16 protein-coding genes are annotated in these 16,061 nt (G+C 60.9%); 9 read left to right on the top strand and 7 right to left on the bottom strand.

Annotation, left to right across the window (positions count from 1 at the left end; translation table 11 throughout):
- The first annotated feature begins 163 nt into the window (after nt 1-163).
- From ABX74_RS01695 to ABX74_RS01680, 5 genes are all read left to right on the top strand, one after another.
- The gene (locus ABX74_RS01695; RefSeq protein ID WP_047888091.1) at nt 164-868 is read left to right on the top strand and encodes a LuxR C-terminal-related transcriptional regulator; all 705 of its coding nucleotides are present in this window, start codon (nt 164-166) and stop codon (nt 866-868) included.
- Nucleotides 869-1,034: 166 nt separating this feature from the next.
- A complete protein-coding gene (locus ABX74_RS29775; protein ID WP_020905934.1) occupies nt 1,035-1,301 on the top strand; it encodes a response regulator transcription factor in 267 nt (88 codons plus the stop codon).
- Nucleotides 1,244-2,500: a sensor histidine kinase gene (locus tag ABX74_RS01690; protein ID WP_223257798.1), complete on the top strand. Its 1,257-nt coding sequence runs from the start codon at nt 1,244-1,246 to the stop codon at nt 2,498-2,500. The genes ABX74_RS29775 and ABX74_RS01690 overlap by 58 nt, the downstream gene beginning before the upstream one ends.
- Nucleotides 2,497-3,594, top strand: a complete 1,098-nt coding sequence (locus tag ABX74_RS01685) for a hypothetical protein (protein WP_047888090.1) — start codon at nt 2,497-2,499, stop codon at nt 3,592-3,594. Before ABX74_RS01690 ends, ABX74_RS01685 begins: the two co-directional genes overlap by 4 nt.
- Nucleotides 3,595-3,641: 47 nt before the next feature.
- Nucleotides 3,642-3,947 (top strand): hypothetical protein, encoded by a 306-nt coding sequence (locus ABX74_RS01680; protein ID WP_019746579.1) that lies wholly within the window; start codon nt 3,642-3,644, stop codon nt 3,945-3,947.
- A gap of 6 nt (nt 3,948-3,953) precedes the next feature.
- Here the strand turns inward: ABX74_RS01680 and ABX74_RS01675 are convergent, their stop codons facing one another.
- The 4 genes from ABX74_RS01675 to ABX74_RS01660 are packed head-to-tail and all read right to left on the bottom strand — an operon-like array spanning nt 3,954 to nt 8,780.
- Complete coding sequence (locus tag ABX74_RS01675) at nt 3,954-4,865, bottom strand: hydroxymethylglutaryl-CoA lyase (protein ID WP_047888089.1); 912 nt, start codon at nt 4,863-4,865, stop codon at nt 3,954-3,956.
- A 1-nt stretch (nt 4,866) separates the two neighbouring features.
- Nucleotides 4,867-6,081, bottom strand: coding sequence for a CaiB/BaiF CoA transferase family protein (locus ABX74_RS01670; protein WP_019746577.1), 1,215 nt, complete (start codon nt 6,079-6,081; stop codon nt 4,867-4,869).
- A gap of 36 nt (nt 6,082-6,117) precedes the next feature.
- Nucleotides 6,118-7,884: a multicopper oxidase family protein gene (locus ABX74_RS01665; protein WP_020905930.1), complete on the bottom strand. Its 1,767-nt coding sequence runs from the start codon at nt 7,882-7,884 to the stop codon at nt 6,118-6,120.
- Nucleotides 7,885-7,940: 56 nt separating this feature from the next.
- On the bottom strand, nt 7,941-8,780 hold the full coding sequence (locus tag ABX74_RS01660; RefSeq protein ID WP_020968234.1) for an alpha/beta fold hydrolase: 840 nt from the start codon (nt 8,778-8,780) through the stop codon (nt 7,941-7,943).
- A 65-nt stretch (nt 8,781-8,845) separates the two neighbouring features.
- Between ABX74_RS01660 and ABX74_RS01655 the strand changes: the two genes are divergently transcribed.
- Both ABX74_RS01655 and ABX74_RS01650 read left to right on the top strand, forming a co-directional pair.
- Nucleotides 8,846-9,622, top strand: a complete 777-nt coding sequence (locus tag ABX74_RS01655) for a TetR/AcrR family transcriptional regulator (RefSeq protein ID WP_047888088.1) — start codon at nt 8,846-8,848, stop codon at nt 9,620-9,622.
- Between the two features lie 49 nt (nt 9,623-9,671).
- Nucleotides 9,672-10,976, top strand: coding sequence for an HNH endonuclease signature motif containing protein (locus ABX74_RS01650; RefSeq protein ID WP_047888087.1), 1,305 nt, complete (start codon nt 9,672-9,674; stop codon nt 10,974-10,976).
- A gap of 84 nt (nt 10,977-11,060) precedes the next feature.
- Here ABX74_RS01650 and ABX74_RS01645 read toward each other — a convergent pair whose 3' ends face one another.
- A complete protein-coding gene (locus ABX74_RS01645; protein ID WP_080910579.1) occupies nt 11,061-11,993 on the bottom strand; it encodes an oxygenase MpaB family protein in 933 nt (310 codons plus the stop codon).
- Between the two features lies 1 nt (nt 11,994).
- Nucleotides 11,995-13,776, bottom strand: coding sequence for an acyl-CoA dehydrogenase (locus tag ABX74_RS01640; protein WP_047888086.1), 1,782 nt, complete (start codon nt 13,774-13,776; stop codon nt 11,995-11,997).
- A 158-nt stretch (nt 13,777-13,934) separates the two neighbouring features.
- Between ABX74_RS01640 and ABX74_RS01635 the strand changes: the two genes are divergently transcribed.
- Nucleotides 13,935-14,576: a TetR/AcrR family transcriptional regulator gene (locus ABX74_RS01635; RefSeq protein ID WP_047888107.1), complete on the top strand. Its 642-nt coding sequence runs from the start codon at nt 13,935-13,937 to the stop codon at nt 14,574-14,576.
- A 43-nt stretch (nt 14,577-14,619) separates the two neighbouring features.
- Nucleotides 14,620-14,961, top strand: coding sequence for an Imm51 family immunity protein (locus ABX74_RS01630; protein WP_047888085.1), 342 nt, complete (start codon nt 14,620-14,622; stop codon nt 14,959-14,961).
- 62 nt (nt 14,962-15,023) lie between these two features.
- Here the strand turns inward: ABX74_RS01630 and ABX74_RS01625 are convergent, their stop codons facing one another.
- The gene (locus tag ABX74_RS01625; protein ID WP_047888084.1) at nt 15,024-16,058 is read right to left on the bottom strand and encodes an aspartate-semialdehyde dehydrogenase; all 1,035 of its coding nucleotides are present in this window, start codon (nt 16,056-16,058) and stop codon (nt 15,024-15,026) included.
- Nucleotides 16,059-16,061: the final 3 nt, after the last annotated feature.

Genomic DNA, 16,061 nt, shown 5'->3' with positions numbered 1-16,061 from the left:
GCGTACGGCTTACTTTCGCATCGGAAGTGGTCTCGGTCACCAGACAACTGTAGAGCCGAAACGTAAAACAGTCCAGGCTGACTTCAAATCTTGATACGTAACATACCGATCAGTCAGCTCTGCCTGATAACGTCCTCGCATCGAGCGGAGGGAAACAATCGCTATGCCAGAGCAAACTGCATTTCCACACCGCCGTGTCGGACTGGTGGAAGACCACGAGTCGGTGGCTATCGGCTTGTCCGTGATGCTGAAGGACGAGCCGGATATCGAGTTGGTGTGCATCGCGACCACTGTGTCCGAGATGCTCGCTCAGCACGTCAGCTTGGATCTGGCAATTCTCGACCTCCGACTGGCCGACGGTTCATCGCCCAAGAGCAACGTCGAGGAACTGCGGGCCGCGGGGCTCGAGACATTGATCTTCACCGGGGCGGAAAACCCGTTCCTCGTTCGCTCGGCTGCCCGTGCCGGTGTGCTGGGCGTCGTGCGCAAGTCCGAACCGACTGCCGTCGTGATTGATGCAATACGCGCCGCCGCGTCGGGAAGGCAGGTGGTGACGACAGAGTGGGCTGCCGCAATCGACGGGGATCCAGGTCTCGACGAGGTGGGTCTGAGCCCTCGACAACTCGAGGTCCTCGAACTTTACGCATCCGGAGAGAAGGCAGATCGCGTTGCGCGACTCACCGGTTTGGCGCCGCAGACGGTCAACGATTACCTCCAACGCATCAGGCAGAAATATGCGGCTGCCGGACGGCCGGCCCCCACAAAGACAGATCTGTACAAACGCGCGGTCGAGGACGGGGTGTTACCGATTCCGGAACGCAGGAATCTCGGTAGAAATCTGACCTTGACTAACAATGACCTTCAGTAATGAAAAAGTTCGGTAACGATTGATTTCGCTGAGGCTGCCCCTGGAAATATGGGCAGAGGAATTGATGTCTGGGAAAAATGGCCAACTTCGACTTACATTCACCTGGTAAGAAGACGGCGCTGTCGGGGAGTCTGTCATTCCGCTAGACGAAAGAAAGACGAAACTCATGACCGTCACTGTGGAAAACTGCATGACACAAGACCCTGTCGGACCGCACCTTTCGGAGCGCGAAGTCGAGGTTCTCAGGGAATGGCTACTGAGTGATTCGAAATCACGCGTCGCTCAAAACCTCTACATAAGCGTGGGAACGGTGGGAACCCACCTGTCCCGGATTCGCGAGAAGTATGCCGACGTTGGAAGGAACGCACCGACGAAATGCGAACTACTCGTGCGAGCGATACAAGATCAGATAGTGACGATCGACGAACTCTGATCGACAAAGTTGCTTTCGACAAAACAGCCACTGCTTCGGACGAAATTCTCAGGCTCTTCGGCCGTTTCATCGGCGCAGGCTATGTCTGTTATCTGATATTGCTCGCCCCTGCCATTGCCGAAGCCACTGCGATGTCCGCGTCTTGGTGGACCCCGCTGGCAGTGGTCGCAACTTTCGGTAGTGGACTGGTATTGGGAGCATCGACGTTTCACGCAGACACCCGGTGGGTGAAACGAGCCGCGAGTGCAAATGCGCTCCTCTACGTCGTGGTCATCCTCCTGTGGTGGCCGGCCTGGAATGGTGAGCACGTCACGGATTTCACCTTGTGGATTTCCAATTTCCCCGGCGTCGCCAGCCTTGCGGCAGCTGCGGCTTGGCGACCGGCCGCTGCCGTCGTGCACCTTTTCGTGGCGGCAACACTCGCACAGTTGACCAATCACATAATCCGGACGAGTCCCACGACGCACCTGCTTGTTCCCGACCTCGCCTTCGCCTGGACATTTTGCGCGGTATTCGTCGCAGCGGCCGTCATGGCCTTGCGCACCGGTCGCGTGCTGGATGCAACTATTGCCACCACTCATGCCGCTGCGGCAGGCGCCGCAGCGGCCGAGGCCAAGTCCGTCGAACGCGAGAGATTCGACGCACTCATCCACGACACCGTGATGTCCACCCTGCTCGCTGCTTCGAGAAACGATGCCGATCCCTCGGTCATCGCTCAGGCACGAAGGACTGTCGAGAGGCTTGACGAACTCCGCTCCGGAACCGATCACGAGACGAGTTTCGACTTCGACGGAATCCTCGCTCAGTTGCGTTCAGCCGCTTCGGAAGTAGACGAAAACATCACGTTCGAGACCGCCCTCTCAGTCGGGTCCGATCCGAGCGGATACGCGCCCGACTCGATTCGTGCGATGGCCGGTGCGATGGCCGAGGCGCTGCGCAACAGCGTCAAGCACGCCGGAAGCAGTGCACGGCGTTCGGTCACGGTCACGGCAACCACCACCCACCTCGAAGTAGTCGTCGCGGACGACGGCGTCGGCTTCGATCCGAGCTCCGTCGAGACGCATCGCCTCGGAATCACTGTCAGCATCCGCGGCAGAATGCGCCAACTCGACGGCGGATCGGCAACCATTCGATCGTCACCCGGCCGCGGCACTTCGGTGACTCTGACCCTGAGCTTGCCCGCAGCGGTGATGACATGACCAGACCGGACGGACGAGATGTCCGCGATCTCCTCGGTATGCACAGCCGTGCTGCTCGATTCATGGCTGCATGCTTCGCGCTCACCTGCGTGATCTCGGTCGCGTACACCTCCTCCGACGTCCGCGCAGTCTGGCCGATGGTCTTGGCAATTATCGTGTGCTCAACTGCGGCTTTTACACTCGTTCTGAGCCGAGGCGACCCGATGCCGCTGGGGCAGAGCGTTCTGGTGTCTCTGACTGGCGCCGTCACGAGTGGCCTTGTGTTGTCAGTGGTTCCAGTGCCCGTCAACGACATGACTCAATTGTGGATGTTCGGGATGTCTACGGCCGTTTTCACCTTCATGTGCGTTCGTGGGCGTACAGCACTCGCGTGGCTCGGGCTTGGGCTCATGGTGTTGGTGACCGCCATCTGGTCCTCCACTACCGGCCAGGGGGCCATGTACGGAGTGTCGTTGACGGTCATCAACGCGGGCCCTGTTCTGATGTCGACCTTCTTCGCGTACACCATCCGTCCTCAAGCCAGGGTTATCTACGAACTTCGGGAGCAGTCCACCCAACGAATTGCCTCCGCATCCGCTAGCGCTGCGATTCTCGAGGAACGCGACGCGCAACTCGACAGGCTCGATCTACTTGCGCGCCCACTCCTCGAACGGGTCGCTTCCGGGATTCCGCTGACAACCGCCGAGCGGCAAGAATGCGAACTCCTCGAGGCGCAACTCCGAGATTCGCTGAGGGCGCCTGGCTTACAACAGACAGATGTCATCGATGCTGTGCATGCCACCCGAAACCGCGGCGTCGAGGTAGTCCTGCTCGACGACCACGGAATGGATGGTGCTGACCCCGCCGTGCGCGACCGAATCCACGCGAGCATCGTCCGGGAACTCACCGCGATCACGCGAGGCAAAGTGACCATTCGGATCCTTCCACCTCGGCGCACCGCAATGGCCACGATGCTGGTCGACACTGAAGACGTTCGACGAATCGAGTTCGATCACAACGGAATGCAGCTGTTACGGCAGGGAGATCAGAGGGAACTCGGCGCCTCGTCCATGTCCGTCGATCCGACTACAGACAGCGCCGTCGATCCCGAATAGCTTTCGAGGAGAGTGAGATTCACCGCGTCGATCACCAGGAGAAATGAATGATCTTCGAACTGCGTCCAGCACATGTTGCACGCGCCCTTGCCGCACTGTGTGCCCTTCCGATTCTGTGGACCTTCGCAGTCGAGGGAATCACCACGACAACGGAATACGACTACAGCACGGGCGAAGTATCCTCATCGAGCGACCTGGGCTCTCAGATCGGAAGCGTAGCGATCTGGATCGTCCTCGCGATCGCATGTGCCGCCGGTGCATGGTATCTGGAGAAACAGCGCATCGGTTGGCCGCCGGCGGCACACGAGCAGCTGGTCAAACTGCAGCTGGCATCACCCAACCGAGAAGAGTAAAGGTCCCTATCGCTTCCGATCGCCGGCGCGGAGAAGATTACTGGGAACCGTATGGCCCACTATCTCCTCTGCAACGGCAGCGGCACGAATGCTCGCATCCAGGTCGATACCTGTCGCAATGCCCATGTCTTCGAGCATGTAGACCAGTTCCTCAGTCGCGATATTGCCACTGGCACCAGGAGCAAACGGGCAACCGCCCAGGCCACCGGTGGACGCATCCAGGTTTCGAACTCCGTGCTGCACAGCCGCCAACGCACTGGCAAGACCAGCGCCACGCGTGTTGTGGAAGTGCACACCCAAGCCGAAGTCACCCACTCTTTCGCCGACAGCGTCGATCAACCGTCCGACGCGTCCCGGTGTGGCAGTGCCGATGGTATCCCCGATCGAGAACTGATCAGCGCCGAACTCTTTGGCCTGCTCCGCAATCCGCAGAACACGGTCCGGATCGGTTGGACCGTCGAACGGACAGTCCCAGGCTGTGGCCACGATGACCTCCACCCGTCCACCAGCCTCGTGGACGATCCGGACGACCTCTCCGATACGTTCGGTCGCTTGCTCCGTCGTCGACCGAGTATTGGCCTCGCTGTGGCTATTCGATGCCGACACCACATATTCGACGGTTTTCATTCCTGCAGCAACGGCCCGTTTCGCTCCACCGATTCCGGCGACCAATGCCGAGAACTCGATGCCTGGCCACTGGTGCAACTCTGCGGCCAACAACTCCGCGTCGGCCAGTGCCGGCACCGCACGCGGTGACACGAACGACGTCGCCTCGATGCGCGAAACACCTGTCGCAGCCAGAGCTTCGACAAGACGAAGTTTCTCCGCCAGCGAGACCGGGTCTTCGATCTGCAACCCATCCCGTGGCCCGACTTCACGAATGCTGACCGCGGGAACACCTGCTTCAGGTACCGACACGTCAGATCACGCCCTTCTTCTTCAGTTCTGTCTGCTCGTCGCCCGAGAGTCCGAGGAGCCCACCCCAGACCGAAGCGTTGTCGTACCCCGGCGACGCTGCTCCCGCGTTGCGAACGGATCCGGGTGTCTCACTGAATGTAGGCACGACGCCCAGGCCGAGGACGTTTTCCCCGATCCGCTCGTCGTAGTGGTCGACGAGCATCCCCCGTTCGATCAGCTGCGGATCCTTGACCACATCTTCAACCGTATTGATCGGCCCGGCAACAACTCCCACTTCCGTGAGGCGTTCCACCAGACTGGTGGGATCTTGGAGCGCAACCCAGGCGCTGATCAATTCGTCGAGCTCGTCCTGATGTTTGCCACGCGCAACATGATTGGAGAATCGGTCGTCTTGCGCTAGTTCCGGTCGACCCATGATGGTGCACAGACGCACGAAGAGCGTGTCCTGATTGGCCGCGATCACCACCCAGTTTCCTTCAGAGGTCTGGTAGATGTTGGACGGCGCGATACCCTCCAACCTCGTTCCCGAGGGCTGCCGGATGATCCCGCCCCGATCGTAATCCGGGATCGTGGATTCCTGCACCGCCAGACAGGATTCCGTGAGGGCAACGTCGACCACCTGACCACGGCCGGTCCGCTCTCGCGAGAGCAACGCCGCCAGCACTCCCTGAACGGCGAACATCCCACCGAGAGAATCTCCGAGTGAAAGGGCAATACGCGGGGGTGCCTGCCCTGGATAACCGTTCAGATGCCGAAATCCGCTGACTGCTTCGGCAACCGAGGCGTAGCCGGCACTCTTGGCTTGCGGTCCGCTCTGCCCGTAGCCGGATACCCTGGCCAACACCAACTTCGGATTGCGCGCGCTCAGCACGTCGAATCCCAGACCCCACTTCTCGAGGGTGCCCGGCCGGAAGTTCTCGACCACCACGTCGGCATGTTCGATCAGATTCAGAAACAGGTCGCGGCCCGCGTCGACGCGAAGGTCCAACGTCACACACCGCTTGTTGCGGGCGTGAACCGTCCAGAAGAATCGATGACCGTCCTGCTCTGCCTGACCCCAGGTACGAAGCGGGTCTGGACGGTCCGGTGATTCGATCTTGATCACGTCGGCTCCCATGTCGCCGAGCAATTTCCCGGCGAAGGGCCCGGCGATCAAGGTTCCGAGTTCAATCACCCGATATCCGTCCAGGGGCCCGGTGGGCGCACCTTCCGACACAGCTGCCTCCTCTGGGAACTTTTCTCCCTTTGAAGGCTACGTCACCACCCGGTATCGCAACATCATGTCGTGGTCTTCGTGATCGAGCATGTGGCAGTGCCAGACGTACCCCTGCAAGTCCCCCATGCCAGCTTCTCCGTGCGCCGAGTGATCTGCCATGGAACCTCTCGCGAAAGTTGCATCCGGATCGAAGCCCAACTCGTCGGCCGTCGGAAAGCGCACGATCACGCGGGTGATCGAGTTGGCATCCACGATGACCGTGTCCTTCTCCCCCGTTTCCCACACTTCGGGAGGCCGCAGCGAGGAGGTCACGAATTCCTCCGCCGACGGCGTCCACCGGACCCCCAAGTCAGGCACCGGATACCGCTGCATCAGTGCTGCAGTGTCGAGGCTCTGGCGTCCCACAACGCGGAACGCCACCAGGTGCAGATGAATCGGATGTGGTTCCGTGGTGATGTTGATCAGATTCCATTGCTCGACGGCTCCCTGACGTGGCAGTTCGATATCCGAATCGGTGAACCTCAAATTGTTGAGCGACATAGTGATCGACGGGTAGTCCGAGGGACGCGACAGCTGCATGATCGTGAGATTTCGCACCACATCCGGGGACGCCGGTTCGGCGGCAACGGAATTCAGCTGCTGCGGGATCGAGCCGGTGAATCCCTTTGCGCTGCCCACGTCGAACCGACAGAACACCGGCATCACCTGCGTGCCGCGTTGAGCCACCGCAAGGGGTACCGGTTCGTCGTTGCGCAATTCCACCGTTGTGCCCGGCTCGAGCATACTGAAGTCGACCAGCAGATCAGCGCGTTCACCCGGACTCAACCGGACGTGATCCGTCGGCGCCGGAGCGGCCAGTAAACCGCCTTCGGACCCGATCACCCAGAACCGCATACGATTTGCGAAATGCAGATTCCACACCGAATAGGTTGCGGCGTTGAGCAGTCGCAATCGATACAGGCCGCGGGCAACCTCCACTTTCGGCCACACGACGCCGTTCACCACGCCAACGTCACCGGGGGTCGCCGGATCCCATGAACCTTGCGGAGTGAGCCACGTGGAACGGACACTCTGCTGACCGTCGGAAGTGAATACCTTGTCCTGCAGAATCATCGGGAGTTCGAACTCACCGGTCGGCAGGCCGAGAGAATTCCCGGCGGCGCCCGTGTCAACGTCGTCACGGAGAAAATACATCCCGACCAATCCGGCGTAGACGTTGAGGCGCGTCATTCCCATGGCGTGATCGTGGTACCAGAGATTGCCGGCGGCACGACCATTCGTGTATTCGTGGACCAAACCTTCGCCCGGACGCTGGATCAACTCCGGATGTCCGTCGAACTGTGGTGCAGTAACTCCTCCGTGCAGGTGAAGCGAGGTGGGGACCTGTGTGCGGTCGAGGTCGCTGACGCCGTGCAGACCCGGATCGACATCCGCGGCAAGCGGATACGCAGAAATGTCATTGGCATATCGGACTGTGACGAGCTGATCGACGTGAGCTTCGATGGTGGGGCCCAGATAATCCATTCCGCCGTAACCCAGCGACGGCGACGACGGTAGGTCCGGATGGAAACGGTGCATCGACGAAGCCGCGCGAAGCTCCAGGTTGCCACCCGAAATGCCCGGCAGGACAGGAAGGGTCTCCCGAAACGGTTCCAGCCGGGGTGACGGAAGTTGGAATGGGCGTAGCGGATCGATGTCAGGGGGCCGAGCTGTCGCTGATCCAGCGGACAATGCACTCAGGCCGGCCAGCAAGCCAAGCCCTTGAACAAACGATCGTCGACGGATCTTGTGTGACTCGTCCACTCACGGCCCCCTCACGCTGACGGCATCCGGAGCGGGTTACCCGTGTGCTCGCACGGTCAAACACCGACCACCTTCTCCAACCAAGGTTTGAGAATGGGTAGAACATGAGCCGGTTGCATTGCCTGCGTGTGATCCAGACCGTCTAGTACCTCGATATCCCACCCTGCTGACCGAGCGGCGTCGAGGTCGAGATCGGCCGGCGCGACCCGTACCCCACCCCATCGGTCACCGTATTCGATGACGTCTTGCGAACCGACGAAACACATTCGCGGACAAAGGATGCGCCCTTGAATTGTTCGATCGTCGAATTCACCAAGTGCGCGGTACAGCGTCACGAACTGCCGGGTCTGCGCTCCGGTCAACGCAATGTCGATGGAGTTCCAATCGAACTCGTCTGATGATGCCGTGGGTTGTGATGTGCGCTGGGGCGGTTCACTCGTCATGCGGTGTGTAGCTTCGGTAACCTGGAGCATCGCCTTGTACGGCCCATCCACCGGCGGGAAACCACCCATGACCAGTGCGGTCAGACGATCGGTGCGCAGCGCCAACTGCAATCCACACAGAGCCAGCCAGGAGTATCCGTAGTAGGCGAACTGGTCGATCCCAGCCGAATTCGCCACAGCCAGAATGTCGGACGTGATGTTGTCGGGAGTGAGCGTGTCCGGAGCGGGCGACGCCATCCGGTGCCCTTCGTAGTCGAAGGCAACCACAGTGAAGTTCGACGCCAACCCTTCCATGAACGTTCGACCGAGCGAGGGGTCAACGCCCCAGGCGCGCAGTTCGTCAGCCTTGATGCCGGTAGCCGAAATCGGATTCACGGGCATCAGCACGGCGGGGCCATGTCCGAGAACCTCGACATCGATAGTTGTCCCGTCGTGAAGTCTTGCCTCAACCATGCCCACTCCCAAATCTTTACACTGTAAAGTAATTAAGAATAGCGCGACTCCACGAAAGCGACAAGATGAATAAACAGGCAGGCCGACGCGATATCGCACGCACGATTTCACTTCTGTGGCGTCAACCCGAGACGCCTTCCGGCCGCCGAGGACCGAAGCCCGCGCTGTCCACGGACTCAGTCGTTGACGCCGCGATCGAAGTCGCCGACGCCAACCCCACGACACCGTTGTCGATGCGCATGATCGGCGACCACCTCGGCCGCACTGCGATGTCTCTGTACACCTACATACCGGGAAAGGACGAACTACTGGACCTGATGTACGACCGGGTGCATGCCGAGCTACCGCCGATCGCAGACACCGGCGACTGGCGCATGGCACTGTCCGACTGGGCCGCCGCACTCTTCGCCCTACATACACGCCATCCGTGGACATTGGATGTCTCGTTGGCGCGCCCCGTCCTGGGTCCGCACGAGCAGGCAGGACTCGAATCACTCCTGTCCATTCTCTACTCCACGGGTCTCGACGCTCCGACCATCCGCAGATCGGTGAGCATGATTTTCCATTTCATCCGGGGGTCCGCGCGGACCCTAGCTGAGATCCGGAGCGCCTCGACCATCGGAGATTCCGAATCTCATTGGTGGGCAGAGTCTTCTGCTGCACTGGCCGATGCTGCACCGGATTTCGCGGACGACTTCCCCCACACGATGCAGTTGGGTCGGGAGGCCCCACCGGTACCGGGCGGCGACTTCTATCTCGAACGAGAAACCGAAGAGTCATTTACTCAGGGCCTACAGATCCTCCTTGACGGGATCGAATCGAGGATTCGAAAACACTCTTGACTCGAACGCATGTTCGAGTATTCTTAGGTGTAGGGGATCGGGGGATTCAATGAGTGTTCTGTTGTCGGATGTGGTGTCTGGTTCTGCGGTGGGGTTGCGCGGACGCCTGTGGCGGTTGTCTGCTTCTGAGTTGCGTGCGGCTGCGGTGTCGGCGAGTGCGGAGATTCTGCGTCTCGAGGCTGTTCGGGTGGCGGTGGTGGACGAACTCTCGATGCGTCCTGATGATCAGGTGATTGCGAGCCGCGGGGTGGGTTGCTGGTTGGCGGCAAACACGATGCTGCAGGTTCGGGACGGGAAGAAGATCGCCGCCCTGGGTGCGGCGCTGCGGCCGTTTCCGGCGGTGGCGGCCCGGTTCGATGTCGGGGACTGCTCGTTCGAGCATGCCGTGTTGATCGTGGCGTTCTGCGAGTCACCACCGAAGGGGATGCCGGAGGAAGCGCTCCCTCGCTGTATCGACTTGTTGTTGGCTGCCGCGTCGGGCGTGGAGGCGACAACGACGAAGGTGCGAAACGTGATCGCGACCTTGGAGCGAGTGTTCGAATCGGATGAGATTCCGCCCGCCGAGGATGTGGATCGGAATGAATTGCGGATCGCGTCGACGTTGAATGGTCGGGTGGTGGTGCGCAGCGATTTCGATGCACTCACTGGTGAAATGCTGCTATCGGCGTTGTCGAATCTGACGATGCCCACCCCGGCACCCGATGGAACCCCGGACTCAAGGTCGGCGGCGAAGCGGACTGCGGACGGGTTCACCGAACTGATCCGCCGGTATCTGGACTGCGCCAAAACCGGCACCGACGGCGGCCAACGCCCGCACGTGAACGTGCACATCAACGCCCGTGATCTGGCTGAGCATCGGGACTGCGCCGCCGCATCCTCGCCCGATGGTGTTGGAGTGGCTGTGTCGGATCTTGATGTCGGGCACATGCCGTGGCTCGGACCACTGTCCGTGTCGCAGACCAGGCTCCTCGGGTGTGATTGTTTCCTCTCGACTGTTCTGCTCGACGGTCACGGGGCTCCGTTGGATGCGAGACCCGGAAAGAGGTTGGTCACCGCGGAGCAGCGAGTGGCGTTGATCGCCCGGGACAAGGGGTGCGCATTCCCCGGCTGCACATGTGTACCGGCCTGGACGGATGCGCACCATATCCGGCACTGGGCTAACGGTGGCCCGACGGTGATGAGCAACCTTGTCCTGCTGTGCCGTTCGCATCATCGATTGATGCACCGCAAAGCCGGGTTCGTCGGGAAGTGGATGATCCGCATCGGGGTCGACAACAAACCGTGGTTCATCCCACCACCCTCGATCGACCCGCAACAGCACCCGCGACCGGCGAACACCACCTTCAAAACCTGAGGTAGTACTCCTCAGGCACAACAGAACACGTGCCAGCACCGCATCGAGCAGATCTCGATGCGGTGCCGAAAGCCGTGACTTCCGTCAGACCGCCTGCGGAACTTTGGTGGTGCGTGGGAATCGCTCCCGAATCTCCGCCGGGGTGACAACTCTCGGGTCGAGGGGTTGCTCGTCACGCAGGTGGTGCTCCAACACCTTGCCAGTCATCGGCGCGATGACCTTCAGAGCAGTGGTCATGTTCTTCGGTGAACTGCCGACCCGGACCGCAGTTCGCACCGCGGGCGCAATTGCCCTGTCCAACAAAGCGGGTTGATCGAAGCCGCCCATGGTTCGCATCCAGCCCGGCAATGTTGCGATAGTGGCCGGCGCGACCAATCGGCTGAACGCCGCGAACTTCGTCTTCCCCTGTGCTCTTGGTGTTCTCAGCAAGTAGTGCATCGCGCGGTTGGCACGTTCGGAGGTACACAATCTGGGCCTGACTTCAGCGAAGTACTCCCGTACCTCGTCTCGCGAGCGCGGAACGTCGGACGCCTTACACGTCTGCAGTTCGGCAGCGATCACACATTCTTCCCAGTACCGCTGCTCTTCGACGGCGGAGAGTGGGCCCGGCCCGTACATCTCGTAGCACTTGAGCACCGAATGCCAACCGGTCACGTGGATCCACAGTTGTGACGCCGGATTGTTTGCACTGTAACGAGTTCCGGTGATCGGTTCGATACCCGTGGCCTGAGCGTGAACCGTCATGAGATGGTCGGACAACGCCAGTGCCGTCCGCCCGTCGGCAGTGGCGACGGTCAGGAAGTACGCCAAGGTTCGGTCGAGTCGCCCGGCGGGATCGCTGTAGATCCCGCTCATATCTGCCACCGCGGCAGCAAGGAAGGGGTCGAAGTGCTCGAGCACCACTGACCGCTGGAAACCGATCAATGCTGTCGGAGCCGCCCAGATCTTCCAACTGGGTGATCCTGGGCCGAAGAAGCCGTAATCCTCACGCGGTCGATTCATCGTCAGTTCAGACATTTCATTCCTCCCCGTTCGTTGACCCTGCAGAGTTCATTTCGTAGGCACCAGACAAGGCGACTACTTGCTGCCAGACGTACTCGAATCGCTCGGCCGCGAATGTGGGGCGCCGAATAGATGCGAGAGCCAACCGCTGCTGATCTTCACTGGCGCTGGGTTTTCCGTACAACTCCACCGCTGCAGCACTGAAGTCGCGGACCAGGACGTCGAAGATCTGATCCAGCACCCCATCGCTCCGCTGCCCCTCGTCCAATCCCAAGATCTCGGCTTGTTCGAGGATCAACTGGCCGTAGACGACGAGGGTGAAGAGTTCGGTGATCGCCAGGCCGAAGTCCAAGTCGACCTGCTGCGCCGCATCCGGTGCAGCTTCGGCAAGGAGGGTCACGAGAGCTTCGGCCTGCTCCACGAACAGTGCGACGTTGGGAACATCCGCAAACTTCGCGTACACCGCTCGCCAGTCGTCGAATCGAACCTTGGACAACCCCCGTGCCGGGCCCTGACGGAACAGGAACTCGTCGTCGGCTGCGTCGTTACGCGTCGGAATCGCCGGAAATGACTCGGGGGCAAAGAGGTACGCCGGCATGAACTTGGCGATCAGGGCGAGATTGACGGCGACGGTCCCCTCGAGCTTGGGCAGCCCGTCGACATCCATCTTGGCCACCGCGAGGTAGCTGTCCTTCTCGAAGCCCTTTGCCGCAGCGATGTCGGAGAGCAGTCCGATCACCTTCTGTGCCTCGGTTGTCACCTTCATCTTGGTGACAGGATTGAACAAGAGGTAGCGGCGGTCCTCGGGCGATGCGGTGCGGAAGTAGTCCACCGCACGATCCGAGAAGAGCCTCATCGCCAGCAGGCGCGCGTACGCGTCGACGAATTCACGTCGTACGTGTGGGAACGCCGTGACGGGATTGCCGAACAGGATTCGATTGTGCGCGTGGGTAATCGTCTCGTACAAGGCATGAGTCGACATACCGATTCCGCCGAAGCACAGGTTGAATTTTCCGATGTTCACGGTGTTGAGTGCGGCACTGAATGCTTCCTCGCCGGTATGCAGGATATCCTCTGCCGCAACGGGATAGTCGGCGAGTGAGAACTCCGCTACGTACATCTGCGCCGGAACGATGTTCTTCACCACGGTGAATGCCGGATGGTCCGAGTCGGCGTAGAAGAAGACGTACTGATCGGCGCCCTCCACTCCGTCGACACGACCGAAGACAGAGACCGTGTTGGCGCAGTTGCCATTTCCGATGTAGTACTTCGAACCGCTGGCCAGGTACCCGCCGCTGCCGTTCGGCGTCAAGACCATGTCGGTGGAGTAGACGTCGGCGCCATGTTCTTTCTCGGACAATCCGAATGCCGCAACGCCTCCGGAAGCCAAAGCGGAAGCTGCTCGCGCCCTTGCAGTCTCGTTGTCGCTCTGCCACACCGGCCCCAGGCCGAGAATGGTCACCTGCCACGGGTACCAGTAGTTGAGTCCGTAGAAACCGAGGATCTCGGACAGCGCGGCGATACGGCTGGTATCCCAGCGCTTGTCGGAGTCACCGCCGCTGTCGCGGGCGGGGGTCAGGAAAGTCGCGAACAGGCCTTCCTTTGCCGCGAAGTCGAGGAAGTCGGAGTAAAAAGTCTTGTCGTGATAGTCGGCCAGAAGTCGATTCTTTCCACGCGCCTCGAACCAGTCGACGGTCGCGCCCAGCAGTCTCCGCGTGGTCGCGTCGAATTCCGGCCGATCGTAAGTGGAGGGATGGAGCAACAGATCATTCGGCACTAAAGAGGTCGACGCTGTCATCGCGGTTGTTCTCCTAGAGATCTCGGCAGAGGCGCCTCACTGACCGCCTCTTCGAATACAACGCCACCGTAACAATTGATGACGACGAATACAACGGTTGCGTATGATTCACGAAAATTGGCAGGCAGATTAGGGTGGGAGCGGAGGTGAGGCACACGATGGCCAGGTCACAAGCTGACGCAACGGATACACCGCGACGCAAATACGCCCCTCGCATGGCGCCCGAGCAACGACGCGAACAGCTGCTCGACGCAGCATTCGAGGTCACCGGCCGCGTAGGCCTGCACAACCTCAGCATGGAATCCGTCGCTGCCGAAGCCGGCGTCGGCAAGCCCGTCCTCTACACGATTTTCGATACCAGGACCGATCTCGTCGCCGCACTCCTGCGCCGCGAGCACGAGCGAGCCATCACTCAGGTCCTCGAAACCATGCCGACGGATCTGAGCGAACTCGGCCCAGCGGCGTCATACACCGGAACCGTTGGCGCCTTCGTCGACGCCGTACTGGAGAACCCGACGCGCTGGCGCCTGATTCTGACGTCTGTCGAGAACGCCCCCAGCGAGTATCACGGCTTGCTGAAGCTCTCTCGCGGAGCTGTCTTCGCCCGCGCCGAAGAACTGGCCCGTGCCGGGATTGCCCTCGAACCGAAGCTCGAAGGCCTTGATCCGGTTCTCCTCGCACACACCATGATGTCGTTTGCCGAAATGCTCGGACGACTGGCCGTCAGCGACCCCGAAACCTATACCCGAGAAAGACTTTCCAGTTTTGCCGTGGCCCTCGCCCAATCGGTCGGACGTTAGCTGCCGACTGAAACCTGTCGGTCGGATCTGCTTCAATACACGCATGACATCACCATCGATCGAACCGCTACAGCTTTTCGAAACGTCTCCGGGCAACTGGTCACTGATGCTCACCGACCAGCATTTCGGCAAGGTAGCAGCGGTATTCGAGCAGGTAGAGGGTTTCGAAGGCTCCGGCTACGACTGGGCGTCGGTCGCCAACGCAGCGGTAGGCCGCGATGCACCGCATCTGGAGGGCCGCTTCGGCACCGATCCCGAAGCGGGCATGTTTGTCGCGTACGGCAGCGACAACGAAGCTCTTGGTGAACTCGGAGTGCTTCTCGCCAAAGCGTATTCGGATGCCGAGTACCTCGGCGGCCTGGTCGCCATTTCCGAACTCGACTAGAGCTCCTGCTGAAACGACACCGGCCCCACACCTAGGTGCGGGGCCGGTACCGAACAAAAGATCTAGCCGACCAACAGCTCGGCAATCTGAATCGTGTTGAGAGCGGCGCCCTTACGGAGGTTGTCACCCGAAACGAAGAGCGCGAGTCCGCGTCCCTCCGGGACACCCGGATCCTGACGGATACGACCGACCAGCGACGCGTTGCCACCGGCAGCGGCCAGCGGCGTCGGAACCTCGACCAACTCCACTCCGGGAGCGTCGGCGAGGATTTCCTTCGCACGAGCGACCGAGAGCGGGCTCGCGAACTCTGCGTTGATCGCGAGCGAGTGTCCGGTCACGACGGGTACGCGCACGCAGGTGCCCGAAACCAACAGATCGGGAAGCCCGAGGATCTTGCGGCTCTCGTTGCGGAGCTTCTGATCCTCGTCGGTCTCGCCGCTGCCGTCATCGACCAGCGAACCTGCCAGCGGCAGGACGTTGAACGCGATGGGGGCGACGTAGTTGTTCGGGGCCGGGAACTCGACGGCGCTGCCGTCGTGAACCAGCTTCTCGGCGTCACCGACAACGGCGCGCACCTGGCCGAGGAGTTCCTCGACGCCGGCGATGCCGCTACCGGACACGGCCTGGTAGCTGGAGACGATCAGACGCTGCAGACCGGCTTCGTCGTGCAGAACCTTGAGCACCGGCATCGCTGCCATGGTGGTGCAGTTAGGGTTCGCGATGATGCCCTTGACCAGGTTCTTCGTGTCCTGCGGGTTGACCTCGCTGACCACGAGGGGAACCTCGGGATCCTTGCGCCATGCGGAAGAGTTGTCGACAACCGTCGCACCGGCCGCGGCAAAGCGCGGAGCCTGCGCACGAGACAGCGTCGCACCGGCGGAGAAGAGGGCGATGTCGATGCCCTTCAGATCCTCGTCGGACGTTGCTTCGGCATCCTCGACAACGATCTCTTCGCCGCGGAACGTCAGCTTCTTACCGGCGGAGCGTGCCGATGCAAAGAACCGCACCTTGTCCGCGGGGAAGTTACGTTCTTCGAGCAGAGTGCGCATGACGATGCCGACCTGACCGGTCGCACCGACAACAGCGATTGTTGTCATCAG

Origin of the sequence: Rhodococcus sp. ARP2 (assembly GCF_001029585.1) — a bacterium.
Taxonomy (GTDB): Bacteria; Actinomycetota; Actinomycetes; order Mycobacteriales; family Mycobacteriaceae; genus Rhodococcus_F; species Rhodococcus_F erythropolis.
This window is presented reverse-complemented; position numbering and strand designations above follow the sequence as displayed.